At 63.3% G+C, this 24,204-nt stretch carries 21 protein-coding genes; 10 read left to right on the top strand and 11 right to left on the bottom strand.

The annotated features are described in order from the left end of the window. Positions 1–37: 37 nt before the first annotated feature. Both IE093_RS04900 and hemE read right to left on the bottom strand, forming a co-directional pair. On the bottom strand, positions 38–418 hold the full coding sequence (locus IE093_RS04900; RefSeq protein ID WP_189466759.1) for a VanZ family protein: 381 nt from the start codon (positions 416–418) through the stop codon (positions 38–40). After that, positions 411–1,487 (bottom strand): uroporphyrinogen decarboxylase, encoded by a 1,077-nt coding sequence (gene hemE, locus IE093_RS04895; protein WP_189466756.1) that lies wholly within the window; start codon positions 1,485–1,487, stop codon positions 411–413. The genes IE093_RS04900 and hemE overlap by 8 nt, the downstream gene beginning before the upstream one ends. Before the next feature lie 196 nt (positions 1,488–1,683). On the opposite strand from hemE, the gene ribA reads away from it, so the two are divergent. Further along, positions 1,684–2,319, top strand: a complete 636-nt coding sequence (gene ribA, locus IE093_RS04890) for a GTP cyclohydrolase II (protein ID WP_189466754.1) — start codon at positions 1,684–1,686, stop codon at positions 2,317–2,319. Between the two features lie 103 nt (positions 2,320–2,422). Further along, positions 2,423–3,094, top strand: coding sequence for a PAQR family membrane homeostasis protein TrhA (gene trhA, locus IE093_RS04885; RefSeq protein ID WP_189466752.1), 672 nt, complete (start codon positions 2,423–2,425; stop codon positions 3,092–3,094). Positions 3,095–3,197: 103 nt separating this feature from the next. On the opposite strand, the gene djlA is transcribed toward trhA, so the two are convergent. From djlA to IE093_RS04865, 4 genes are read right to left on the bottom strand one after another with little or no spacing between them, the layout of a single operon-like run. Continuing rightward, the gene (djlA, locus tag IE093_RS04880) at positions 3,198–3,974 is read right to left on the bottom strand and encodes a co-chaperone DjlA (RefSeq protein ID WP_189466750.1); all 777 of its coding nucleotides are present in this window, start codon (positions 3,972–3,974) and stop codon (positions 3,198–3,200) included. A gap of 41 nt (positions 3,975–4,015) precedes the next feature. Next, positions 4,016–5,932, bottom strand: a complete 1,917-nt coding sequence (gene dxs, locus IE093_RS04875; RefSeq protein ID WP_189466748.1) for a 1-deoxy-D-xylulose-5-phosphate synthase — start codon at positions 5,930–5,932, stop codon at positions 4,016–4,018. A gap of 16 nt (positions 5,933–5,948) precedes the next feature. Beyond that, positions 5,949–6,845, bottom strand: a complete 897-nt coding sequence (gene ispA, locus IE093_RS04870; RefSeq protein ID WP_189466747.1) for a (2E,6E)-farnesyl diphosphate synthase — start codon at positions 6,843–6,845, stop codon at positions 5,949–5,951. Next, positions 6,829–7,110, bottom strand: coding sequence for an exodeoxyribonuclease VII small subunit (locus IE093_RS04865; RefSeq protein ID WP_189466745.1), 282 nt, complete (start codon positions 7,108–7,110; stop codon positions 6,829–6,831). Before IE093_RS04865 ends, ispA begins: the two co-directional genes overlap by 17 nt. 359 nt (positions 7,111–7,469) lie before the next feature. Here IE093_RS04865 and serA point away from each other — a divergent pair, with 359 nt between their 5' ends. The 4 genes from serA to IE093_RS04845 all read left to right on the top strand — a co-directional run bounded on the left by serA (position 7,470) and on the right by IE093_RS04845 (position 11,212). Further along, positions 7,470–8,720, top strand: coding sequence for a phosphoglycerate dehydrogenase (serA, locus tag IE093_RS04860; RefSeq protein WP_189466743.1), 1,251 nt, complete (start codon positions 7,470–7,472; stop codon positions 8,718–8,720). Positions 8,721–8,887: 167 nt separating this feature from the next. Beyond that, on the top strand, positions 8,888–9,850 hold the full coding sequence (gene trhO / locus IE093_RS04855) for an oxygen-dependent tRNA uridine(34) hydroxylase TrhO (protein WP_189466741.1): 963 nt from the start codon (positions 8,888–8,890) through the stop codon (positions 9,848–9,850). 153 nt (positions 9,851–10,003) lie between these two features. Continuing rightward, positions 10,004–10,897 (top strand): DMT family transporter, encoded by an 894-nt coding sequence (locus IE093_RS04850; protein WP_189466739.1) that lies wholly within the window; start codon positions 10,004–10,006, stop codon positions 10,895–10,897. Positions 10,898–10,978: 81 nt separating this feature from the next. Then, positions 10,979–11,212, top strand: coding sequence for a hypothetical protein (locus tag IE093_RS04845; RefSeq protein WP_189466737.1), 234 nt, complete (start codon positions 10,979–10,981; stop codon positions 11,210–11,212). Positions 11,213–11,367: 155 nt separating this feature from the next. Here the strand turns inward: IE093_RS04845 and IE093_RS04840 are convergent, their stop codons facing one another. Continuing rightward, complete coding sequence (locus tag IE093_RS04840) at positions 11,368–12,600, bottom strand: amino acid deaminase (RefSeq protein WP_189466735.1); 1,233 nt, start codon at positions 12,598–12,600, stop codon at positions 11,368–11,370. A 167-nt stretch (positions 12,601–12,767) separates the two neighbouring features. Here IE093_RS04840 and IE093_RS04835 point away from each other — a divergent pair, with 167 nt between their 5' ends. The 4 genes from IE093_RS04835 (at position 12,768) to IE093_RS04820 (ending at position 17,129) form a co-directional block, all read left to right on the top strand. Beyond that, the gene (locus tag IE093_RS04835) at positions 12,768–13,631 is read left to right on the top strand and encodes a MurR/RpiR family transcriptional regulator (RefSeq protein WP_189466733.1); all 864 of its coding nucleotides are present in this window, start codon (positions 12,768–12,770) and stop codon (positions 13,629–13,631) included. Between the two features lie 2 nt (positions 13,632–13,633). After that, positions 13,634–15,100 carry an N-acyl-D-amino-acid deacylase family protein gene (locus IE093_RS04830; protein ID WP_189466731.1) on the top strand — a complete coding sequence of 489 codons (1,467 nt, stop codon included), beginning with the start codon at positions 13,634–13,636 and terminating at the stop codon, positions 15,098–15,100. Next, entirely contained in the window at positions 15,097–15,489 is a 393-nt protein-coding gene (locus tag IE093_RS04825; protein WP_189466729.1) for a RidA family protein, read from the top strand. Before IE093_RS04830 ends, IE093_RS04825 begins: the two co-directional genes overlap by 4 nt. Positions 15,490–15,632: 143 nt before the next feature. Next, the gene (locus IE093_RS04820; protein WP_189466727.1) at positions 15,633–17,129 is read left to right on the top strand and encodes a sodium:solute symporter family protein; all 1,497 of its coding nucleotides are present in this window, start codon (positions 15,633–15,635) and stop codon (positions 17,127–17,129) included. A gap of 113 nt (positions 17,130–17,242) precedes the next feature. Here the strand turns inward: IE093_RS04820 and IE093_RS04815 are convergent, their stop codons facing one another. From IE093_RS04815 to hydA, 4 genes are all read right to left on the bottom strand, one after another. Beyond that, on the bottom strand, positions 17,243–20,236 hold the full coding sequence (locus tag IE093_RS04815) for a hybrid sensor histidine kinase/response regulator (protein ID WP_189466725.1): 2,994 nt from the start codon (positions 20,234–20,236) through the stop codon (positions 17,243–17,245). Positions 20,237–20,258: 22 nt separating this feature from the next. Continuing rightward, complete coding sequence (locus tag IE093_RS04810) at positions 20,259–21,908, bottom strand: Glu/Leu/Phe/Val dehydrogenase dimerization domain-containing protein (protein ID WP_189466723.1); 1,650 nt, start codon at positions 21,906–21,908, stop codon at positions 20,259–20,261. A gap of 89 nt (positions 21,909–21,997) precedes the next feature. Continuing rightward, a complete protein-coding gene (locus IE093_RS04805; protein ID WP_189466721.1) occupies positions 21,998–22,759 on the bottom strand; it encodes a 2-keto-4-pentenoate hydratase in 762 nt (253 codons plus the stop codon). 2 nt (positions 22,760–22,761) lie between these two features. Continuing rightward, on the bottom strand, positions 22,762–24,192 hold the full coding sequence (gene hydA / locus IE093_RS04800) for a dihydropyrimidinase (RefSeq protein ID WP_189466719.1): 1,431 nt from the start codon (positions 24,190–24,192) through the stop codon (positions 22,762–22,764). Positions 24,193–24,204 lie beyond the last annotated feature (12 nt).

The following is a 24,204-nucleotide window of genomic DNA, read 5'->3' as shown; positions in this document are numbered from 1 at the left end:
CTTGGAGCCTCGTATGAACAAAAGTGAATGCCGGGGACTACCGCTGGCGACCCAGAACGCCCCGACGCAACCAATACAACACCAGCACCGCTGTGACAGCGCCCAGCGAATTGGCCAGGATGTCCCACCCATCACCGCCACTGCGTCCCGGTACCGCTATCTGCAACGTTTCGATGACGATGCCATAGAGCGCAGTCACGATGAAGGTTCCCGCCAGGCGCATTCCTGCCAGTCCCACCAATCCCGCCAGGCCGGCATAGCCGGCGAAATGATTGAACTTGTCCCACGGCAACCGTTCGGGCATCTCGCTGGCCGGTGTCAAGCTGCCGATGGCAATCGCCGCCGCAATCAGCACGGCCAGAACGGCCCATAACCGCCGCCGATCGTGCCAGCGTTTGAGCCAGGCGAGCTCAGCCATGCGCGATCCCGCGGTGATAGGCCGGGCTCAGTTCATGCAGCGCATCCATGAAGGCAGTGACATGCGTGGGATCGGTAAACTGGCTGATACCGTGGCCCAGGTTGAACACATGCCCCGGCCCCTCACCGTAGCTGTCGAGAATGCGCGCCACTTCGGCACGGATCGCCGAGGGCTTTGCAAATAGCACATTGGGATCAAGATTGCCCTGCAGCGCCACGCGATGGCCGACACGGGCCCGCGCTTCGGATAGTTCGGTGGTCCAATCCAGTCCCACGGCATCGGGGCCGGCACTGGCAAGGTGTTCTACCCACTGGCCACCGTTCTTGGTAAACAGGATCACCGGCACCCGACGCCCCTCATGCTCGCGGATCAGACCGGCGACGATCTGCTCCATGTAACGCAGCGAGAATTCCAGATAAGCCGGCGTCGACAGCGCGCCGCCCCAAGTGTCGAAGATCTGCACCGCCTGGGCGCCAGCGCGAATCTGGGCATTGAGGTAGTCGGTGACCGCCTGGGCCAGCAGATCCAGCAACCGATGCATGGTGTCCGGCGTATCGTAGAGCATGGTCTTCACATGCCGGAAGTCCTTGCTCGAAGCGCCTTCGACCATGTACGTGGCCAGAGTCCAAGGACTGCCGGAAAAGCCGATCAGCGGAACCCGGCCGTTCAGTTCGCCACGAATGGTGCGCACGGCATTCATCACGTAGTCGAGATCGCGCTCGGCGTCCGGCGCCTCGAGCGCGTCGACGTCCTGCACGGTGCGCACCGGTTTGCGGAATTTGGGGCCCTCGCCAGTCTCGAAATACAAGCCAAGTCCCATGGCATCGGGAATGGTCAGGATATCCGAGAACAGGATGGCGGCATCCAGCGGGTAGCGCTCCAGCGGCTGCAGGGTGACTTCGCAGGCAAGCTCCGCGTTGCGACACAAGTCCATGAAGCTGCCGGCCTGGCCACGTATCTCGCGGTATTCCGGCAGATAGCGGCCCGCCTGCCGCATCATCCATACCGGGGTGCGGTCCACCGGTTGACGTGCCAAGGCACGCAGAAAGCGATCGTTGTTGAGTTCCATGGTCGGGACACCGCTTGCGAATTTGCCCGCATTGTACCCAAACATGGCACACCCGGCTTGATTCCTGTCCTCGTTTCCCCCATTTATTGGCAATATTCATCGACTGGTGAGGCGCCGCCGTGAGTCGCGAGTACGATCCTGCTAGAATGGCCGCTTCACTTGCCGGCACCGCCGTCGTCTATCATCGAGGTTCCCTGTGACGATCCGATTCATCGCCGCCTCCAAGCTGCCCACCCCCTGGGCGACCTTCACCATGCATGGCTTCGAGGACGAGGCCACCGGCAAGGACCATATCGCCCTGACGCTGGGCGATATCGCCGACGGCGAACCGGTGCTGGGCCGCGTGCATTCGGAGTGTCTGACTGGCGATGCACTGTTCTCGATGCGCTGCGACTGCGGTTATCAGCTCCAGGAGGCACTGAAGCGCATCGCCGACGAGGGTCGAGGCGTACTGCTCTATCTGCGCCAGGAAGGGCGCGGTATCGGGTTGCTCAACAAGATCCGCGCCTATCACCTGCAGGACGAGGGAGCCGATACCGTAGAGGCTAACGAGCGGCTAGGCTTCGGCGCCGACCTGCGGCGCTACGACCTGTGCGTGCCGATGCTCGAGCATCTGGGCGTCGCCGCGCTCAAGCTGATGACCAACAATCCGCGCAAGGTCGAGGCGCTGACCCGCGATGGCGTGACCGTCGCCGAGCGACTGCCGATCACCACCGGTCTCAATCCCCACAACGAGCAGTACCTGGCGACCAAGGCCGGCAAGCTCGGGCATATGATGGCGCTCGGCGATTTTACCCAGGCACCGAATGTCGATATCGACCGCGAGCCCTGAACCCGCGCCGGCACCCTAAATTCAAAGCTCGTTGAACTCAGCTCCAGGGCTCTAGGGAACAGACTGACGACAGGCGGGTCTGACGTGTCATGGAGAACTCATCATGACGGACCTGCGGCCCCTCGACGATATCCCCTACAGCTTTCGCGAAGAACTCCTGCACAGTATCAGCCATGGGGTGGGTGCGGTACTGAGCCTCGCCGGCATCATAACGCTGATCGTGCTCGCCAGCCTGGCTGCAGATGTCGATCCTTGGAAAATCGTCGGCGTGAGTCTCTACGGGGTCACGCTGGTCCTGCTCTATACCGCCTCGACGCTCTATCACGGCAGCCGACATCCGAAGCTCAAGCGCACTTTCCAGAAACTCGACCATTGCGCCATCTACGGCCTGATCGCCGGCACCTACACACCTTTTCTGCTGGTCAACCTGCGCGGCCCACTGGGTTGGACGCTGCTGGCACTGGTCTGGGGGCTGACGTTCGGCGGCATCGCGCTAAAGCTGCTCTGGCCACACCGCTTCGGCATGTTGCGAGTGACCGCCTATCTGGTCATGGGCTGGCTAATCGTGGTTGCTTTTGGTGAGATGCTGCATCGCCTGTCGACAACCAGCATCGTCCTGCTGATCGCCGGCGGCGTTACCTACAGCGTAGGCATGGTCTTCTACGCGATTCGCGCCATCCCCTTCCATCACGCCATTTGGCATCTGTTCGTACTCGGTGGCAGCACCTGCCACTACTTCGCCGTGTATACCGCTGTATTGCCTTATCCCGCCTGACGACACCCCATTTCCCACCCTCGATGATATCCACCAGGACAGCAAGACTCTCGTTCTGATGCGGCCGATTACCGCTACGCCGATCATGATGTTGTAACCAAGCTTAGGCGGCCTGACGCTCGCGTGTCTTCTTGATCAGATCGTAGGCGTTACTGATCTCGCTCGTCCGCTCCTTGGCCACTTCCCTCATGCTCTCCGGCAAGCCCTTGCTGGCCAACTTGTCAGGATGGTTCTGGCTCATCAGGCGGCGATAGGCGCGCTTGATCTCGGCATCGCTGGCGCTGGCATCGACACCCAGCACTCGATAGGCATCCTCCAGCGACTTCTCGGAAGCGGCTCCCGGCGCCTGGGCACCGCCGCCACGCAGCATGGCTTCGATCTGCTCGATTTCCGCCTCCGAGCAGCCCAGGCCTCGCGCCACCCGCACCAGCATCTCATGCTCGGCGGGATGCAGTACCCCATCGGCGGCTATAGCCGACAGCTGCACCTGCAGGAATACTTGCAGTAACGCACGCTGACCGCCGGTGATACGGCGGACAATCGCCAGTTCCGCGTCCAGGTCGAAGTCGGGCGCCTTGCCGCGGTTGAATGCCGCCTTGGCTCGCTCACGCTGCTCGGCGTTCAGCCGCAGGCGATCCCACAACTGCTTGGAAACTTCCAGCTCGTCTTGAGTGACCTGGCCATCCGCCTTGCACAGGCAACCCATCACCGCAAAGGTGGAATCGAGGAACTGCGCCTGTATTCCGGCCAGTTTTCCCAGCACGCTCTTCCGCAACACGCGCTGGACACCCCAATAAGCGAGTGCCGCCCCGATCAGCATGCCCAGCGGGCCACCGATCATATATCCCAGCACTGCCCCAATCACTGTCGCTATCAACATGGTTTTTCACCGTAACATTGGTGTGACGTGGCTTAACACCTTCAATCCAGGCGCCGATGAATCGCTGCCTCTATACCCACGGCATCCAAGCCGCAGTCGGCAAGCAACTCGGCAGGTTTGCCATGCTCGACGAATACGTCGGGTAACCCCAGATTGAGCACCTGACACAATAGCCCTTCCGCCGCCAGCAACTCGTTGACCGCGCTGCCGGCACCACCGGCGACCACGTTCTCTTCCAGGGTCACGAGCAGGTCGTGGTCACGGGCGGCGGCCAGCACGGCATCGCGGTCCAGTGGCTTGACGCTGCGCATGTTGAGATGCGTCGCATCCAGTCGCGCGGCCACCTCCACCGCCGGTCCATTGAGGCTGCCGAAGGCCAGCAGGGCGATACGCTTGCCTTCGCGCCTGAGTTCCGCCTTGCCGATCTCGATAGGATCCAGCGAGTCGGGAACGGCCACGCCAGGCCCCTTGCCGCGCGGATAGCGCACCGCCGCCGGGCCGGGATGGTGATAGGCGGCACTGAGCATGGCGCGGCATTCCGCCTCGTCGGCCGGCGCCAGCACCACCAACCCCGGGATGCAACGCAAATAGGAGAGATCCAGAGCACCGTGATGGGTTGGGCCATCCTCGCCGACCAGGCCGGCGCGGTCGATGGCGAAGGTCACGTCCAGGGACTGGACGGCCACGTCATGGATGAGCTGGTCATAGCCACGCTGCAGGAAGGTGGAGTAGATCGCCACTACCGGTTTCATGGCTTCGCAAGCCATGCCGGCAGCGAGCGTGACGGCGTGCTGCTCGGCGATGGCTACGTCGTAATAGCGCCCGGGATATTCCTTGGAGAAGCGGATCAAGTCCGAGCCTTCTCGCATCGCCGGGGTGATGCCGATCAGCCGCTCGTCAACCGACGCCATGTCGCAGATCCAGTCGCCGAAGACATTGCAGTACTTCTTGGGCTTTGGTTTCGTTTGCGGTTGGGTCGGCTCAGGGGGCCTGGACTCGACCTTGGGTGGCGGCGAGGGCTCCTTCTCCAGCTTGGTGATGGCGTGATAGCCGATGGGATCGGACTCGGCGGGCTGGAAACCGCGTCCCTTGCGCGTCTTGATGTGAAGGAACTGAGGTCCCTCCAGGTCACGCATGTTGCGCAGCGTGTGCACCAGCATCGGTAGGTCGTGCCCATCGATGGGACCGATATAGTTGAAGCCCATCTCCTCGAACAGCGTGGCCGGGCTGATCATGCCCTTCATATGCTCTTCGGTACGCTTGGCGAATTCCAGTGCCCCCGGCAGATGCGAGAGCACCTTCTTGCTGTTCTCGCGCATCATGGTATAGGGCTTGCTGCTGAAGATCCGCGCCAGGTAGCTGGCCATGCCGCCGACGTTCTCGGATATCGACATCTCGTTGTCGTTGAGGATCACCAACAGGTTGGCATCCACATGACCGGCATGCGCCAGGGCCTCGAAGGCCATGCCGGCGGTCAGCGCGCCATCGCCGATCACCGCGCACACCCGACGTTTCTCGCGGCATGTGCGTGCCGCCAGCGCCATGCCCAACGCCGCCGAGATCGAGGTGCTGGAGTGACCCACGCCAAACGTGTCGTACTCCGACTCGGCGCGCCGTGGGAAGGCCGCTAGACCACCATGCTGTCGAATGCGCGGCATCTGCTCGCGACGACCGGTGAGGATCTTGTGCGGATAGGCCTGATGGCCCACGTCCCATACCAACCGATCGTGCGGTGTCTCCAGGATATGGTGCAAGGCTACGGTCAACTCGACCACCCCCAGACCGGCACCGAAGTGGCCTCCACTGCAACCCACGCTATAGAGCAGGTAAGCGCGTAGCTCGTCGGCGACCTGCAAGAGCTGCGCCTGGCTCATGGCTCGCAGCGCGGCAGGTGTGTCGAGAGTATCGAGCAAAGGTGTCGCCGGGCGCTCGGCGGGTATTTCGTCGAACAGCTTCATGAAAGTATCTGTCTCGTCAATGGTCGCGCTCGATCATATACCTGGCCAGATCGGCAAGCGGCGCCGCAGGCTCACCCAACGGGGCGAGCGACGCCAAGGCCTCATCGAGCAGGGCGCGAGCCTTGGCACGGGCACCATCGAGCCCCAGCAGGGCCGGGTACGTGGGTTTGTCGCGTGCCGCGTCGGCTCCCGATGCCTTGCCTAACTTGGCAGGGTCGCCAGTGACATCGAGAATGTCATCCTGGATCTGGAAGGCCAGGCCAATAGCCGCCGCATAGTCATCCAGGGCGCTCAACCGCGGATCGTTCTCGGCCACGGCCACCAGTGCCCCAAGGCGCACCGCGGCACGGATCAGCGCGCCAGTCTTGTGGCGATGCATCTTGGCCAGCAACTCGACATCAGGGTGGCCGCCAACCGCGGCCAGGTCCAGCGCCTGGCCGGCCGCCATACCATCACGTCCGGAGGCCGCGGCCAGGGTGCGGATCAGGGCCCCGAGGCGGGGGTGCTCGACGAGCGTCAATGCCTCGAAGGCCAGCGTCTGCAACGCATCGCCGGCAAGGATCGCGGTCGCTTCGCCGAAGGCCTTGTGGACCGTGGGTTGGCCACGCCGCAGGTCATCGTCGTCCATCGCCGGCAGGTCGTCGTGCACCAGCGAATAGGCATGGATCAGCTCCACCGCCGCAGCCGGGGCGTCCAACGCCTCGACCGAGGCACCCAAGGCACGTCCCGTGGCGTACACCAATATCGGGCGCAGTCGCTTGCCTCCCCCCAGCACGCCATGACGCATCGCCGCCTCGAGTTGCGGCGCCGCCGGCAGACGTTCATTGAACAGACGTTCGAGCCACGCATCGACACGTGCCCGGTCACTCGCCAGACGCGCTTCCAGCGCCGAGAGATCAGCGTTCACCAGCATCTCCCGCATCTGGCCCCGCGAAGGGCATGTCATGCAGGCTGTCATCCGGCTGCTCGACCAAAGTGCGCACCTTGAGTTCGGCCTCGTCGAGCCGGCGTTGAGCATCACGGGTCAGGTTCACGCCCTGCTCGAATGCCTTCAGGGAATCCTCCAGCGACAATTCGCCGGATTCCAGCTGGTTGACCAACGCCTCCAGCCGTTCGAGGGTCGCCGCAAAATCAAGGGGCGCCTCATGCTCGGGTAACCCAGTGTCCTTGTCAGCCATGGTGCGTCTCGCTCATCGTGCGGGCCGTTCGAGAATAGGCACCGGAGTCCCATACCGGGCCAGAAATCGAGGCCCAGTATACACGCTCCCCCCCGGGGTGCGTCTGCCCTGAATGGTGTCCACTTGCAAGGCGTTCATCTTTGCGGCGCAGCATTTTCATCACGCTATGCCGCCGGGATACGGCATGGCTGTGCTAGGATAGTGGCCCTGTTGCGCCCCGGGCGTCTCTCGCCACTGCATCCGGGCAGCCCCTTCCTGTTCTCCTCCCTGGGTCGCTGCTCTCGACATCGACAGGCCAACAGGCGAAATATCATACTGATTAGCAAGCGGCTTTCGCCGCGGAAAGGGTTGATTCGACCATGGCCAAAACCTCCCTGGACAAGAGCAAGATCAAGATCCTGCTGCTCGAGGGCGTCCACCAAAGCGCGGTGGACAACTTTCTGAATGCCGGTTACACCAACATCGAGCACCTGTCGACCTCGCTCGATGAAGAGACGTTGATCGAGAAGATCCGCGATGTCCACTTCATCGGCATTCGCTCCCGCACCCAATTGACCCAGCGCGTGTTCGACGCTGCCGAGAAGCTGGTGGCGGTGGGCTGTTTCTGCATCGGCACCAATCAGGTCGACCTCGGTGCGGCGCTCAAGCGCGGCATCCCGGTATTCAATGCGCCCTATTCCAATACCCGCTCGGTAGCGGAACTGGTACTCGCCGAGGCGATCATGCTGCTGCGCGGGATTCCCGAGAAGAGCGCTCGCGCCCACCAGGGCGGCTGGCTGAAAACGGCCAAGAACTCCCACGAAGCCCGTGGCAAGACTCTGGGTATCGTCGGCTATGGCAACATCGGCGCCCAGCTCTCGGTATTGGCCGAATCGCTGGGCTTCGACGTCATCTACTACGACGTGGTCACCAAGCTGGGCATGGGCAACGCCCGCCAGGTCGGCAGCCTAGAGGAACTGCTGGCACGTGCCGACGTGGTCAGCCTGCATGTGCCTGAACTGCCTTCCACCAAGTGGATGATCGGCAAGGAACAGATCGCTTTGATGAAGCAGGGAGGGATCCTGATCAACGCTTCGCGCGGCAGCGTGGTGGTGATCGAGGAACTGGCCGAAGCGCTCAAGAGCGGCAAGTTGCTTGGCGCGGCCATCGATGTCTTCCCAGTGGAGCCCAAGGGCAACAACGAGGAGTTCGTCAGCCCGCTTCGCGGTCTGGAGAACGTCATCCTCACCCCGCACGTCGGTGGTTCGACCCTGGAAGCCCAGGAGAACATCGGCGTCGAGGTCTCGGAGAAGCTGATCACCTATTCCGACAACGGCACCACCATCACCTCGGTCAACTTCCCCGAAGTGGCTCTGCCGGCGCATCCGGACAAGCATCGCCTGCTGCATATCCACGACAACGTGCCCGGCGTGCTGTCCGAGATCAACCACGTGCTGTCGGAGAACGACATCAACATCTCCGGTCAGTACTTGCAGACCAATGAAAAAGTCGGCTACGTGGTGATCGACGTCGACAAGGCCTACGGCCCCCAGGCGCTGGCGGCGCTCAAGAAGGTCAACCACACCCTGCGCCTGCGCGTGCTCTACTCCGAGACCAACTTCGAGGAGTGATGCCTCGCGGTACATGACGATCCCGCCCCCGGCGCCCCTCACGGCGTCGGGGGCGGCATGTATCGGCCCGACGGATGCACGCCGTTTCACGCTGGCGTAAAATACGCCTCCTCAGCCCGTTCCCCCCCGGTCCGTCCTTTGCGAGGACGACAACCAGGAGACACTGCATGACCCATTCCAGCGATTCCCAGCGAATCGTCGTCGTGGCGTTGTACAAGTTCGTCACGCTCGAAGACTACGAAGCCCTGCGCGAGCCATTACGTCAGGTAATGCTCGACAACGACGTCAAGGGCACACTGCTGCTCGCCGAGGAAGGCATCAATGGCACCGTGGCCGGGCCACGCGAAGGCATCGATGCGTTACTTGCCTGGCTGCAAGCGGATCCACGGCTGGTCGATATCGACCATAAGGAATCCTACTGCGACATCCCGCCCTTCTACCGCACCAAAGTCAAACTGAAGAGGGAGATCGTCACTTTGGGCGTGGAAGACGTCGACCCCAACCGCCGCGTGGGAACCTACGTCGAGCCCGAGGATTGGAACGAGGTGATCTCGGATCCCGAGGTGCTGGTGATCGATACCCGCAACGACTATGAAGTGGCCATCGGCTCCTTCGCGGGTGCGGTCGATCCAAAGACCAAATCGTTCCGCGAGTTCCCAGACTACGTGCGCCAGCACTACGACCCGACCCGGCACAAGAAGGTGGCGATGTTCTGCACCGGCGGTATTCGCTGTGAGAAGGCGTCGAGCTTCATGCTCGACGAAGGCTTCGAAGAGGTCTACCACCTCAAGGGCGGTGTACTGAACTACTTGGAAAAGGTGCCCGAGGAGAAGTCGTTGTGGCGCGGCGAGTGTTTCGTGTTCGACAACCGAGTCACGGTACGCCACGACTTGCGCGAAGGCGAGTACGATCAGTGCCACGCTTGCCGCATGCCGATCTCCGCCGAGGATCAGCGTTCTGAATACTACGAGCCCGGCGTGAGTTGCCCGCACTGCTGGGACTCGCTACCCGAGAAGACCCGTGCCGGCGCCCGCGAGCGCCAGAAGCAGATCGAATTGGCCAAGGCGCGCGGCGAGCCGCACCCGATCGGCCGCGATCCCAGGCTGATGAAGGAGCAGGCCGAAAGCTGATCTCTTCTCTTCGAGCTGAGAGAAAAGCCGCCACGCTCGTCTCGACGCGGCGGCTTTTTTCATGGTAATGGTTAACGTCCAAACGATTTCCCGCCCGGATGCAACTTCCTGGCGTTATCCCATGCTGTCTTGCCCTCTTCAAAGGACGATGTCATGCCAACCGGACCGGCTTATCTGATCGTGGTACTGGTGTGGGCCACCACGCCGCTGGCCATCAAGTGGAGCGCCGAGGCTGGCGCCCCCGTGGGCAGCGTGTGGCTGCGCATGGCGATTGCCGCGATTCTCGGCCTGGCGATTCTCAAGGTCATCGGGGGACGCCTCGCCTGGCATCCGCGGGCGCTAGCCAGCTATGCCGCCGCCGTGCCCGGGATTTTCGGTGCCATGGCGTTGAGCTACCGCGCTTCCCTGACCCTGCCCTCCGGCATGATGTCGGTAATGTTTGGTCTGGCACCGTTGATCTCGGGCCTGATCCTGCAGGTCTTGCCCGGGGCAACGAAGCTCAAGCGCTGGCACTGGCTGGGGTGTGTACTGGGCGTGATTGGATTGGCCGTGATCTTCGCCGACTCGCTGTCCAGTGGCACTCGACAACTTGGCGCCCTAACGATGATGGTTGCAGCGGTAACCCTGTTCAGTGGCAGCGGCATTGCCGTGCAGCGCGTGGGTGCCGGCCTCAAGCCGCTCAATCAAACCCTTGGCGCCCTGATCCTCAGCATGCCCTGTTTCGCGATGCTATGGTTCACCAGCGGCGAACCCCTGGCCATGCCACTTTCGACACGTGGGCTATGGGCGGTGCTTTACCTCGGTGTGTTCGGCTCACTGCTAGGCTTCTTGTGCTATTACCTGATCCTGTCGCGGCTGTCCGCGGCCACCGTTGCCCTGGTCACCCTGATCACACCGGTACTGGCTCTGGGGCTGGGCATGGGATTGAACGGTGAGCATCCAACTGCCTCGATGATCGCCGGTGCCATGCTGATCCTGGTCGCTCTCGGCGCCTACCTGTTTGGCGACCGATTGGCACGGCTGTCGCCACGAACGGCTATCGACTAAAGAAAATTCGACAGCGGCCGATATCCTTGCTTGACGGCCGCTCCCGGCCACCGTTCGATTCCCCAACTGGAGACGACCGCATTGCGAATCTCTCGGACACGCCAGCGGACACAAGGCGGAAAAACCGAACCCCTGCATAGCGACAAGGATATCGAAAGGGTTCTGGTACTGCTGATCTACTCGGGGCGTCATGAAAAGGCAGAACCGCTGTTCGCCGAAGCGCGCAGGCTTCTGCCCGGCGTCGACGTGGCTCAGCTCAACCGTGTGGCGCATCGCTTCGCCTCGCAGCTCAAGGCCAACGGCATCGCCTGGTAAGCCAGGAGAGACACAAGGCTATGTCTGAAAAGTCGGCGAGCGCCGGCCAGACAAGGCAAAAATCGGCGAAAAGACGGAGTTTACGCATGTAAATGAGTACTTTGAGCCGATTTTTAACGCCGTATGGGCAAGCGCAGCCAGTTTTCGGGCATAGCCTAGAAGCAGGTCGTCATCACCTCGACCACATTCAGCCGCTCGTCCGCCAGGCAGATACTGCGCCACTTATCGAAGGTCAGGCAGGGGTGGGAGGCTCCAAACGCCACGATGTCGCCGACTCTGACCTCCCCGTTGCCCACTTCCGATGCCTCCTCGGGCAGGCGCACAAAGGCATGCTGGTCCATCAGTTTGGTAACCTCCCACCCCTCGACGGAGAGCACGCGGTCGGCGCTGCCGCCCTCCCGGTAGCGACGTAATGGCTCGGGCAGGTGGTCGAAGCCGATATCGCGCTTGCCCAAGGCAATTACGGCCAAGCCAGGCTCGGGCAGCGACTGGACCTGGGCGAAAACCTCCAGTGCCGGCTCGAGCCCCCGATCCAGCTCGGGACGGCGACGCAGCACCTCGCGCTGAGCCTGGCGGTAGATACCATGATCGTGGACCACATAGCAGCCCGGGCGCAGCACCGGCACGAAGTGCTCGCCGAGATGCGCCTCGCGGAAGACTTCGGCGATCAGGTCATACCAGGCCGACCCGGAGGCAGTGATCAGCGGTGACGGCGATTCGATCAACCCATCGTGATCCAGTGCCTGAGCGGCCTCCACCAGATGCCAGGCATAGGCCCGGACACCTGCTACCGGATCGTCGCCATACACCACGCCCTCGTAGCCTTCCAGACCGGCCAATACCAGCGCCTGCTCACTGTCGACCAACTCGGCCAAGGCCATGATCTCGTCCTGATCGCGACAACCACAACGCCCGCCATCCACACCCAGCTCGATCAATACCTGCAGACGCAGGCCCCGCGCCGCGAAGTAGCGCCCCAGATGGCGCACATTGGCAACACCGTCGACCACGCAATAGAAATCGGCCCCCGCCTCGATCAGTTCGGCGACGATCGCCATGTTGGCCTCTCCGACCAGTTGGTTGGCCATCAGCAGGCGATTCACCCCGTGGGCGAAAGCGGCGCGGCATTGCGGTGGCGTAGCCAGGGTGATGCCCCACGCCCCGGCATCGAGCTGGCGCTGGAACAGGGCAGGGGTCATGGTGGTCTTGCCATGCGGCGCCAGCCGCGCGCCATGATCCGTGGCAAAACGCTGCATCCACTCCAGGTTGTGCGCAAGCGGTCCTTCGAAGATGACTGCCGCCGGCAAGCTGACCCCGGACAGCAGATCGGGGCTGATCTCGATGGTGCCCTTGTCGCAGCTCCAAGGCGCGCTCGTCGCGTCTTTCATGACCCTCTCCCGTACTTCTTTTTCATGCGGTTTCCTTCATATGACACCCGCTTGAAGGATATTTTCACACACGCTTGACTATTTGTTAGAAAATAACATACTTTCTCTCACAGGCAAGCACCAGCTTCCCGAATATTACCTGGAAGCCCCCGCCAGAGGAGACGACGGTGAGCCAGGACATCGATATCCTGTCGCACATTACGGCCAGTTTCGCCGCTTTGCGCGACGCCGAAAAGAAGGTCGCCGAGCTGATCTACGATGACATCGACTTCGTCACCGAAGCCAGCATCAGCGAGATCGCCGCCCGCGCCGGCGTCAGCGACGCCACCGTGACGCGCTTCGCCCGCGCTGTGGGCTGTCACAACGTGCGCGACCTCAAGACCCGCCTGACCCGCGCCCTGGCTGCCGGGCGTCGCTTCATCCAGGAAGCCGACCCGGCGGACGGGCCCTTGGCGGTCTACGAGATCGCCACCCAGACCTTGGCGGTGAACCGCGACCTGATGGCCCAGGCCGATATCGCCGGTGCCGTGGAGCGTCTCGACGGCGCCCGCCAGATTTTGGTGTTCGGTGCCGGCGGAGGTTCCAGCATGCTGGCACAAGAAATGCAGTTTCGCCTGGTCCGCTTGGGCTATGCCATCAGCGCCTACCCCCAGACGCTGCTACCGCGCATGGTGGCCTCGACCCTCGACCCCGAGGACGTGGTGGTGGTGCTGTCGGTCACCGGATATACCCCAGAGATGGTTGAATCCGCCCGCATCGCCCGCCAGTACGGTGCCCAGGTGGTAGCCATCACCGCCAGCGGCTCGCCGCTGGCGGAAACCGCCGACGTGGTACTGCCGGTGGTCTCGCGCGAGACCGACTTCATCTATCACCCCTCCGCGTCGCGCTACGCCATGCTGGCCGCCATCGACGTACTGGCCCTCGAACTGGCCACACGCCACCGCGACCGCTCGCGCGACAAGCTGCGCCGCCTCAAGATCACCCTCGATGCCCATCGCGGCGGCGACAACCGCCAGCCGCTGGGAGACTGACCATGCATTTTGACGTACTGATTCGCGGCGCCCAAGTACTCGACGGCACCGGCTCGGCCCCCTTCCGGGCCAATATCGGAATTCTCGGTGAACGCATCGCTGCCATCGGCGAGTTGGGCCAGCACACGGCCACGACCACCCTCGATGCCGCTGGCCGCTATCTGGCACCGGGGTTCATCGACGTGCATACCCACGACGACACCAACGTCATCCGCACTCCGGAAATGTTGCCCAAGCTGTCTCAAGGCGTGACCACGGTGGTGGTAGGCAACTGCGGCATCAGCGCCAGCCCCGTCAGCCTGGCGGGCGAGGTGCCGGACCCCATGAACCTGCTTGGCCGCGCCGAGGACTTTCGTTATCCCAGCTTCGCCACTTACGCCGCGGCCGTGGATGACGCCGTGCCCAGCGTCAATGTCGCCGCCCTGATCGGCCACACCAGCCTACGCAGCCAAGTGATGGATGACTTCGCCCGTCCGGCTAGTACGCACGAAATCGAGGCCATGCGAGCCCTGCTGTCACGGGCACTCGACGAGGGTGCACTGGGGTTGAGTTCGGGGCTCGCCTACCGCAATGCCTTCCACGCCCCCACGGCGGAAATGGAGCCCCTGGTGGCAGCGGTGGGCAAGGCCGGTGGTGTCTACACCACTCACCTGCGCGACGAGTTCGCTGGCCTGCTCGAGGCCATGGATGAGGCCTTCGCCACCGCCCGCCACGGCGAGGTACCGCTGGTGATCTCGCATCTGAAATGCGCCGGGGCTGGCAACTGGGGAAATGCGCCCCGCGCGCTAGAGCGGCTCGACACGGCGGCCCGCCACCAGCGCGCCCACTGCGACTGCTACCCCTACACCGCCGGCTCATCGACCCTCGACTTGGGCCAGGTCAGCGACGATATCGAGATCACCATCACCTGGTCGGAACCGCATCCCGACCAGGCACAGCGCCCCCTGAAGGCCATCGCCGCCGACTGGGGCGCATCGCTGGTCGAGGCGGCACGGCGCCTGCAACCGGCCGGTGCGGTCTACCACAACATGAGCGAGGACGACATCCGCCAGGTGCTCGCCCACCCGCTGTCGATGGTCGGCTCCGATGGCCTGCCCAACGATCCGCATCCGCACCCACGGTTGTGGGGAGCCTTTCCCCGAGTACTGGCCCGCTACAGCCGTGACCTGGGCCTGATGTCACTGAGCGAGGCAGTGCGCAAGATGACCGGCCTCTCGGCAGCCAACTTCGGGCTCACCGACCGCGGAGTGATTCGCGAAGGCGCCTATGCCGACCTGACGCTCTTCGACCTCGAGACCCTCGAAGACACCGCCGATTACGACGCCCCCATCATGCCGGCTCGAGGCATCGAACTAGTGATGGTCAACGGCGTGATCGGCTATCGACATGGTATAGCCACCGGCAAGCATGCCGGGCGCATGCTACGCCGCTCACAACACCTCACCCACCGCATGGAGGATTGCCCATGAGCATCACCCGCTACGGCGTCGAAGGCGGCGTCGGCACTGGCGGCCAGAAACTGCCCTTCGCCCGCGCCGTGGAAGCTGGCGGCTGGCTCTACGTCTCAGGCCAGACACCGATGATCGACGGCGAAGTGGTCGAGGGCGGCATCGTCGAACAGACGCGGCTGGCTTTCGACAACTGCCTGGCGATCATGCAGGAAGCCGGCTACTGCCTGGAGGACGTCGTGCATGTCACCGCCGTGCTCACTGACGCGCGCTATTTCTCGTCGTTCAACAAGGTGTTTCACGAGATCTTCGCCGACAACCCGCCGGCCCGCATCTGCAGCGTCCAGGACCTGGTGGTCGATTGCAAGGTGGAAGTCGACGTGAAGTGCTTCCGGGCCGACAGGGCCTGAGAGAGAAGTGCCGTGTCCCCGGCAAGGGACACGGCACCGGATCGCGTTCGGGCCACCTTGGAGAAGTGCCAGCCCGGCACGATCGCCACATTGCTTACCACTGGTCGCGGCAACGACCGGGCAAACAACGACAAGAGGTTACCATGAACAGTCAGATTTTCCTCGGCGCCTTCCTGGCCTATGTCCTGGCGATGATCGGCTTCGGCTGGTGGATCTCGCGCCACAAGCGCGGCACCGGCGACGACTTCCTGCTCGGTGGGCGCAGCATTCCCATCTTCCTGACCATCGGTACCACCCTGGCGACCATGGTCGGTACCGGCTCGAGCATGGGCGCAGTCGGCTTCGGTTATGCCAACGGCTGGGCCGGTGCGCTCTATGGCATCGGCGGCGCGGTCGGCGTACTGTTGCTCGCGGCGTGCTTCGCCCCGGTACGCAAGCTGCGTTTCATGACCATGAGCGAGGAACTCTCCTACTATGTCGGCGCCAACCGCCTGGTGCGCAACCTGGTCGCGCTTCTGATCTATATCGCCTGCATCGGCTGGCTGGGCGCACATATCCTCGGCGGCGGTCTCTACCTGTCGTGGATGGCCGATATCGACCTCGATACAGCGCGGATCCTGGTGGCGCTGGGCTTTGGCATCTATTGTGTGATCGGCGGCTACTTCGCCGTGGTGTGGACCGATACCGTCCAGGCAGTGATCCTATTCGCCGGCTTCCTGCTGATGGCGGCACTGGCATTGGTCGAGGTCGGCGGCTTCGGCGGGTTGACCGCCAGCATGGATGCCGGCGCGGCCAGTTTCCTCGGCATAGGCAAGATCGGCGGCCTGCCGGCGCTGTCACTGGCCACAGTGATCGCCGTAGGCGTTCTCGCCACGCCGTCGTTCCGCCAGCGCATCTACTCCGGCGATTCTGTGGCCTCGGTACGCCGCTCCTTCGTGATCACCGGCGTGCTCTACCTCGGCTTCTCGATCATTCCAGCGATTCTCGGCATGGCCACCCATGCCTTGAATGCGGAATTGGACAACAGCAACTATGCCTTCCCGTTCCTGGCGACCGAAGTCCTGCCACTCGGGCTCGGCTTGCTGTTGTTGATCGCCGGCCTGTCGGCGACCATGTCCAGCGCCAGCTCGGATGCCATCGCCGGCGTCTCGACGCTGATGCGCGACGTTTACGTGCTGTTCACCGGGCGCACGCCCGCCGCACGCCATGTGGTGCTCTATTCACGCCTGGCGCTGGTAGCCACCATCGGCCTGGCCCTGGCCTTCGCGCTGACCTCGGACAATGTCATCAACTACATCACCCGCATGATCGCTACCATCATGGCCGGGATGTTCGTGTGCGGCATGCTGGGCCGTTTCTGGCCGCGCTACAACTGGCAAGGTGCCGTGGCAACCCTGGTCACCGCCTCCGTCACCTCACTGGCGGTCATCGCCAACGAGTCCTGGAGCGCCTTCTGGGGCAACCCCAGCATACCGGCGGTACTGGCGGCGCTGGCCGGCGGTGTGGCGGTCAGCCTGCTGACCCAGGCATCGCGGATCACCGAGCAGGAAGCGCTGGCCATTCTCGACCGTGAGCGCGAGCGCATGGAACACGCCCCCGACGCCGCCCTGACCCAGCCGGCGACCCCTTCCCCTCGCTAGAATATAGGAGTCGATGAAAACCGGGCCCCGGCATGGATGGCGGGGCCATGTCGTTGCAGATCACGAGGAAATCACTTCTGTATGGCAACGCACCAGGCGGGCCTCCAGCCCAATCACGGGGACTCGTCACCTCGATGCAGCGCCTCGAGCTTAGGCTCGAGTTCATTCAGGCGTTCCTTGAGGATGTCGAAAGCCTCGGCGGTACCATCGAACTCACCTTCCCGCGCCAGGTTCTCGAGTTGCGATGCGGCGGCTCCCACCGACCGCGCGCCGATCACCAGCGCCGCACCCTTCAGTGTATGTGCCGCACGACGAAGTACCACCTTGTCCCGTTCGACCATGGAGGTCTCGATCTCCGCCATCAGTTCAGGCGCCTGCTGCCGGAACAGCTCGGCCATTTCCTGTAACAGCACACGGTTGTTCTCGAGATTTTGCAGCGCACCTTCCCAATCCAGGCAGGGCACTTCCTCTTCTCGCGCCACCTGGGAGGCAGGTGCCGTTTCGTCATCGGCTGGCGGAGTCTCCTGCTGTTGCTGGCGGATGCCCAAGCTTCCCATTTCCCCTTCGACAGCCGCGAACAGCTCGGCAGCACGGAACGGCTTGGTGACATAGTCATCCATTCCTGCGGCTAGGCACCGCTCGCGGTCTTCCTTGGTGGCACTCGCGGTCATGGCGATGATCGGCACGTGATCGCCGGTGTCACGCTCCCGTTCGCGGATCGCCCGCGATGCAGCGAGACCGTCCATCACCGGCATATGGATGTCCATCAGCACCACATCGAAATCTTGGCGGCGGGTGGCCTCGACCGCCTCGGCGCCATTCTGGGCCAGTTCGACGCTATGCCCGCGTTGGGACAGCAAGTCGATCGCCACGCGCTGGTTGGCGAGACCGTCCTCGACCAGCAGCACACGGCGCGCGGCCGAGCCTCTGGGACGATCATGCGGTACCGGCGCCACCTTGCTCTTCCCGGTCGTGATGCCGAGCGCCTCGCCTATCGCGTTCAGCAATTCCGATTGCTTGACCGGCTTCATCAGCAGGCGAGCGATGCCTAACCGCCGACGCTGCGACGCACCACCAGCACGTGCGCTCGACGACAGCATCAGGATCGGCAGGCCAGCCAGTTCGGGACGTCGGCGAATCCGCTCGGCCAGCTCGTAGCCGTCCATGGCTGGCATCATCACGTCGAGCAGTGCCAGCGGGAAAGGATCGTCAACCGAGCGATCGAGGACTTCGAGTGCTTTCTCCCCGTCCGCTACCGTCGTCGGCCGCATGCCCCAACTGCTCAGGATCTCCTCGAGAATCATGCGATTGGTCTGGTTGTCGTCGACCACCAGCACGCGCTGGCCGTCAAGGCCGATGGGGCGTGGGGCTAACTCGTCCCGTTCCTTCGGCAGGCCGAAGTCGATGCTGAAGCTGAAGCTGCTGCCGCGGCCTCCGGGGCCACTGTCGACACCGATCTGCCCCCCCATCATTCCGACTAGTTGCGAGGCGATGGACAGTCCCAATCCAGTGCCGCCGCTCACCCGGGTGGTGGAGGTATCCGCCTGGCTGAAGGCTTCGAAGACCTTGCGGCGCTGCGCTTCGGGAATGCCGATCCCGGTATCGCGAATTTCGAAGGCCAGGCGCGCGCTGCGCTCGTGGAGCGCCTCGAGCTGCAGATCGACCACCACCTCGCCGGTTTCGGTGAACTTGATGGCATTGCCAACCAGGTTGACCACCACCTGGCGCAGGCGTACCGGGTCACCGAGCAGCCGGTCGGGAATTTCGGGTGGGATATGCACCGCCAGCTCGAGCCCCTTTTCGTCGGCCCGCAGCGCCATCGTCTGAAGCGTATCACCCAGGGTGTCGCGCAGGTGAAAGGCCACCGATTCGAGCTCGAGCCGCCCCGCCTCGATCTTCGAGAAGTCGAGAATATCGTTGATCAGTCCGAGCAGGGTATCCGCCGACTTCTGGATGATCGCCACATACTCGGCTTGCTGTTCGGTCAATTCGGTGCGTTCCAGCAATTCGGCGACACCGATCACTCCATTCATCGGGGTGCGAATCTCGTGGCTCATATTGGCCAGGAACTCGCTCTTGGCCAGGCTGGCCTGCTCCGCCAGATCGCGTGCCCGACGCAACTCATCCTGTGAGCGGCGCAGTTCCTCGGCAGTGGCCAGGAGCTCGGCGGTGCGTTCCGTGACCAGCTCTTCCAGACGATGGCGATGCTGCTCGAGCTCGGTGATGTCCGAGTAGACCGCGACATAGCCACCATCCCCGGTGCGATGTTCGCTGATCTGGATGCAGACGCCGTCACTGCGCACCATATGATAGGGCCCCGTGGGATTGCGATGCGCGGCGAGACGTTCGGCGATCCACGCCTCACTCGACGCATAGCCAGGGGGAGTGAGACCACGCTCGACCACGGCCCGCAGCAGATCTTCGAAACGCAACCCCAGTTCGACCACATCGCCCGGGGTGACGAAATGCTCCTTGAAGCGGGAGTTGTAGAGCACCAGCCGGTCGTCGGCATCGAACAATGCGAATCCCTCGGCGATGGATTCGAGCGCTTCGGTGAGCTGGTCGCGCGCCGCCTCGGCGCGGGCCTGGGCCTCCTCGGTCAGCTGGACCTGAGCCTCGAGATGGGCGCGCTGGGTTTCCAGCTCGGTGATATCGGTGTAGATGGCCACCACGCCACCGTCGCGGGTGCGGCGTTCGCTGATGCGCAACTGCATCTGGTCGGTGCGGCGATAGGTGAACGGCTTGCCCGGGTTGCGCCGTCGCTGCAGTCGTCGTGCGATCCAGGCTTCGGGCTCCATGTCGCCGATATCGACAACTTCCCTGGTCACGGCGGCGCGAATCAGGTCCTCGAAACGAACGCCGGGCTTTGCCAGGTCGGGAAGCCCCGAGTACTCGTCGCGGAACCGCGAGTTGCAGGCCACCAGGATGTCGTTGGCATCGTAGAGAGTGAAGCCCTCGGAGATAGACTCGAGCGCCTCGATCAGTTGCTGACGCTGAAGACAGCATGGCGCTATCTCACTGGGTTGCTCGGAGGTCGCCTCGGTCGGCTGTTGCTGCGCCGACTTACTGCGTGTGCTGCCATCGTCGCCATTGGAGGGAACACTCATAAACTCGACACCACCGCTTCGACTACGGGAAAACGCCCCGCCACAGCTTGGCCTCGGTCACCCGCGAGACGCCTTCGATCAGTGCCGCGGTGCGCATATCGAGCCGGTCCTTCTGCGCTCGGTGCAGCGTCCGGCGGAAAGCATCCAGCAGGATCGACTTCAGTCGCCCATTGATCTCGTCCAGGGTCCAGGTCAGGTTCTGCATGCCCTGCACCCATTCGAAATAGGACACCGTGACACCGCCGGCATTGCCGAGGATATCGGGCAACACGAAGATGCCACGATCATGGAGGATATCGTCGGCCTCCAGCATGGTCGGGCCATTGGCGCCCTCGGCCAGCAACCGGCAACTGATCTGCGCTGCGTTTTCCACCGTGACCTGGTTCTGCAACGCCGCCAGCACCAGTACGTCGCAGTCAAGCTCCAGCAAGTCGGCGTTGCTGATCGGCTCGGCATCCGGATAGCCGTCCAATACCCGGTGCTCGTCAACATAGGCTTGCAAGTCCTTCACCGACAACCCCTCGCGCCGGTAGAGGCTGGTGGAAACATCGCCGACACCGATGATCTTGACGCCCAGTTCGGCGAGGAAGCGCGCGGTATGGCTGCCGACGTTGCCAAAACCCTGGACCACGGCGGTTGCCTTGGAGAGTTCGAGCCCCAGGTGTTGCGCCGAGGCCTCGATCAGGAACACCAGCCCGCGTCCGGTGGCCTCCTTGCGGCCCAACGAACCGCCCAGCACCACCGGCTTGCCAGTGACCACCGTCGGCACGGCATGACCGATCTGCTGGCTGTAGGTATCCATAAGCCAGGCCATGACCTGCTCGTCGGTGCCCAGGTCCGGCGCGGGGATATCCCTGTCCGGGCCGATCATTTCAATGATCTCGGTGGTGTAACGCCGCGTGAGCCGCTGCAACTCCGTCCTGCTCAGTGCGGTGGGATCGACCCGCACACCGCCCTTGGCACCACCAAACGGCAGCTTCATCAGCGCACACTTCCAGGTCATCCACATCGCCAGGGCCGCCACCTCACCCAGGTCGACCCCTTCGTGATAACGAATCCCGCCCTTTGTCGGCCCCATCGTCAGCACATGCTGCACACGGTAGCCGAATACCGTCTCCACTTGGCTGTGGTCATCGCGGAAAAAAGGGAAGGAAACCATATGCGCGCGCTGCGGGAACAGCAGGCGCTGACGAACGTTGTCGTCCAGACCCATGTACTGGGAGGCCTTGAGGAACTGCTGCTGCGCCAAGCGAAACATCGGCGAGTCCCACTCGCCGCCCCTGGCACGCGCCCGGGCCAGGGTGTAGCGAACGGCACGCCCCAGGGAAGCCCCTTTGAGATGCGACTTGACCAGATAGTCGTAGGCACCGGACTCCACGGCCCGTGCCGCCAGCTTGACATCATCCAGGCTGGTGAGGATGACCACCGGCACCTGCGGCGCTACCAGGCGCACCCGCCATAATGTCTCGAGTTCCTCACTGTCGGGCAGTACCAGATCCAGCAGGACCAGGTCCACCTTGCCTCGCGTAAGCCGGACCAGGCCTTCATCCAGACGCTCCACCGCTTCGACTTCACAGCGTAGCTGGGTGTCGGTCTTGAGCAACTGCTGAATCAACCGGCTGTGGAGTGGATTGTCTTCGATCAGCAACAGGCGAATAGGGAAATCGGACATGCCCTGTGCCCCGCTGTGCACCAACGCATACCCTAAGCGTAGGCCACAGCGGCACAACAAGCGCTATCCTGACTTGCTCATGAGCCCTTTCACTGCATCCTCAGTTCCACCTGCCCGATCCCTTCGAATACCAACCGCGCCCGCTGGCCTACGAGCATCTCCACCACACCCTCGAAGGTCCCGGTGGTGATCACCTCGCCGGCGTGGAAGCCCTCGCCGCTTCGGGCAATGCGATCGTTGATCATTTCCACCAGCAGCCGGGCCGGATCGCCACCGGGGTGACCGCCGCGCCCGGCCATGCTGACTTCGCCGTCCAGGCTCAGGTGGTAGGCGGCATTGGCCATCCGGCTCAGATCATCGACCGATGTACCACCACCCAGCACGAAGGCACCATGACTCAACCCATCGGCCAATTGCCACAGTGGCGGTACCTCGGGCCAATTCGTGAAGCGGCTGTCGACCACCTCGATGGCGGCATGCAGGCTCGCCACCCGCGAGGCGATCTCGCTCAGGGTATAAGGAGTGCCGCGGGAGGGGATCCCCTCACCCAACGTTACCGCCAGTTCGGGTTCGAGGTACACCACGTGAAAATCCCGACGCGCCAGGCGTGCCGGCGAGTCATGGCTGAGCTCAGCGAACAGTCGCGAATAACGCGGCACTTCCCCCCTGCGAATGCCGCCCAACTTCCAACCCGAAGGCGTACCCAGTGTCGCGGAGACACGCTCCTGAATGGCATAGGCATCCTCGAGCTCGGCAAGCGGGATATCCTCGGGTACCGCTATCCGAGCCCGACGTTGATGCGCCTCGATCAAGCACCGGGCACCGGCTTCGATGATCTCGTCGCGAGTCATGCTCAGAACCCCTTGGCTTCGCCACGCGGCCGCGCCGGTTGCGGCTTGCCACATTCGAGAAATTGCCCGAACCCCGGTTCGCCGGCGAGCCGGCCATCGCGGGACACCACCTGGCCACGGCACAACGTCAATACCGGCCGTCCGGTAAGCTCGAGCCCTTCATAAGGAGTGTAGTCGACATCGTGGTGCAGCTCGGCGTTGCGTACGGTGGTGCGGGCTCGGCTGTCCCACAGCGTCAGGTCGGCATCGGAGCCAATGGCGATGGTGCCCTTGCGTGGGTAGAGACCATAGATCTTGGCCGGATTGGTCGCGGTCAACGCCACGAAGCGGGTCGCGTCGATGCGCTCTTTTATCACGCCCTCGGAGAACAGGATCGGCAGCCGGGTCTCGAGCCCGGGAATGCCGTTGGGGATATGCTTGAAGCAGGCCGTTTCGCCGTGCAGCTTCTTGCCCTTGGGGTCCTCGTAGCGGAACGGCGCATGGTCCGAGGAGAACACTTGGAAGACACCGCTCTCCAGTGCCTGCCACACCGCCTGCTGGGCAGCCTCGTCGCGCGGCGGTGGGCTACACACGCACTTTGCGCCCTCGAAGCCTTCCTGGTCCAGATCGGTGGCGGTGAGCATCAGATATTGCGGGCAGGTCTCGCCATAGACGCGCAGGCCGCGGCTCTGTGCCCAGCGAATCTGCTCGATCGCCTCGGGTCCCGAGACATGCACGATCAGTACCGGGACGTCGATCAGTTCGGCCAGCGAAATGGCACGGTGGGTGGCCTCGCGTTCGGCGATCGTCGAGTGCGCCTCGCCATGATAGACGGGCGCCGTCTTGCCGCACGCTTCGAGCAATTCGGTCAGGTAGGCGATGCAGTCGGCATTCTCGGCGTGCACCATGACCATCGCCCCTTCGCGCCGGGCCAGGGCCAGCACCTTGAGGATCTCGCGATCGTTGAGCTTGAGGTCGTCATAGGTCATGTAGATCTTGAACGAGCTGTAGCCCTCCTCGATCAATGCCGGCAGTTCTTCCTTGAGCACCGTTTCGGTGGGATCGGTGACGATCATGTGGAAGGCGTAATCTATGAAGGCCTTGCCCTCGCTGCGCCGATGATAGTCATCCACCGCGGCGCGCAGGCTCTGCCCCTTCTGCTGGGCGGCGAAGGGGATCACCGTGGTGGTGCCGCCACAGGCCGCCGAGCGGGTCCCGCTGTGGAAGTCGTCGGCCATCACCGCGCCATCGCCGAGCGGCTGGTCGAGGTGGCAGTGGGCGTCGATGCCACCGGGCATCACCCATAGCCCATCGGCGTCGATGATCTCGGCGGCATTGCCGAGTGCCTGACCAAGGGCGGCGATACGCCCTTCCTTGATGCCGATATCGGCGACATAGCGATCGGCGGCGGTGATGATCAGACCGTTCTTGATGATAGTATCGAAGTCACTCATGGGATTTCCCTT

This window comes from Litchfieldella qijiaojingensis (assembly GCF_014651875.1).
Taxonomy (GTDB): Bacteria; Pseudomonadota; Gammaproteobacteria; order Pseudomonadales; family Halomonadaceae; genus Litchfieldella; species Litchfieldella qijiaojingensis.
The sequence above is the reverse complement of the archived record's forward strand: the minus strand, read 5'-3'. Positions and strand labels throughout refer to the sequence as shown.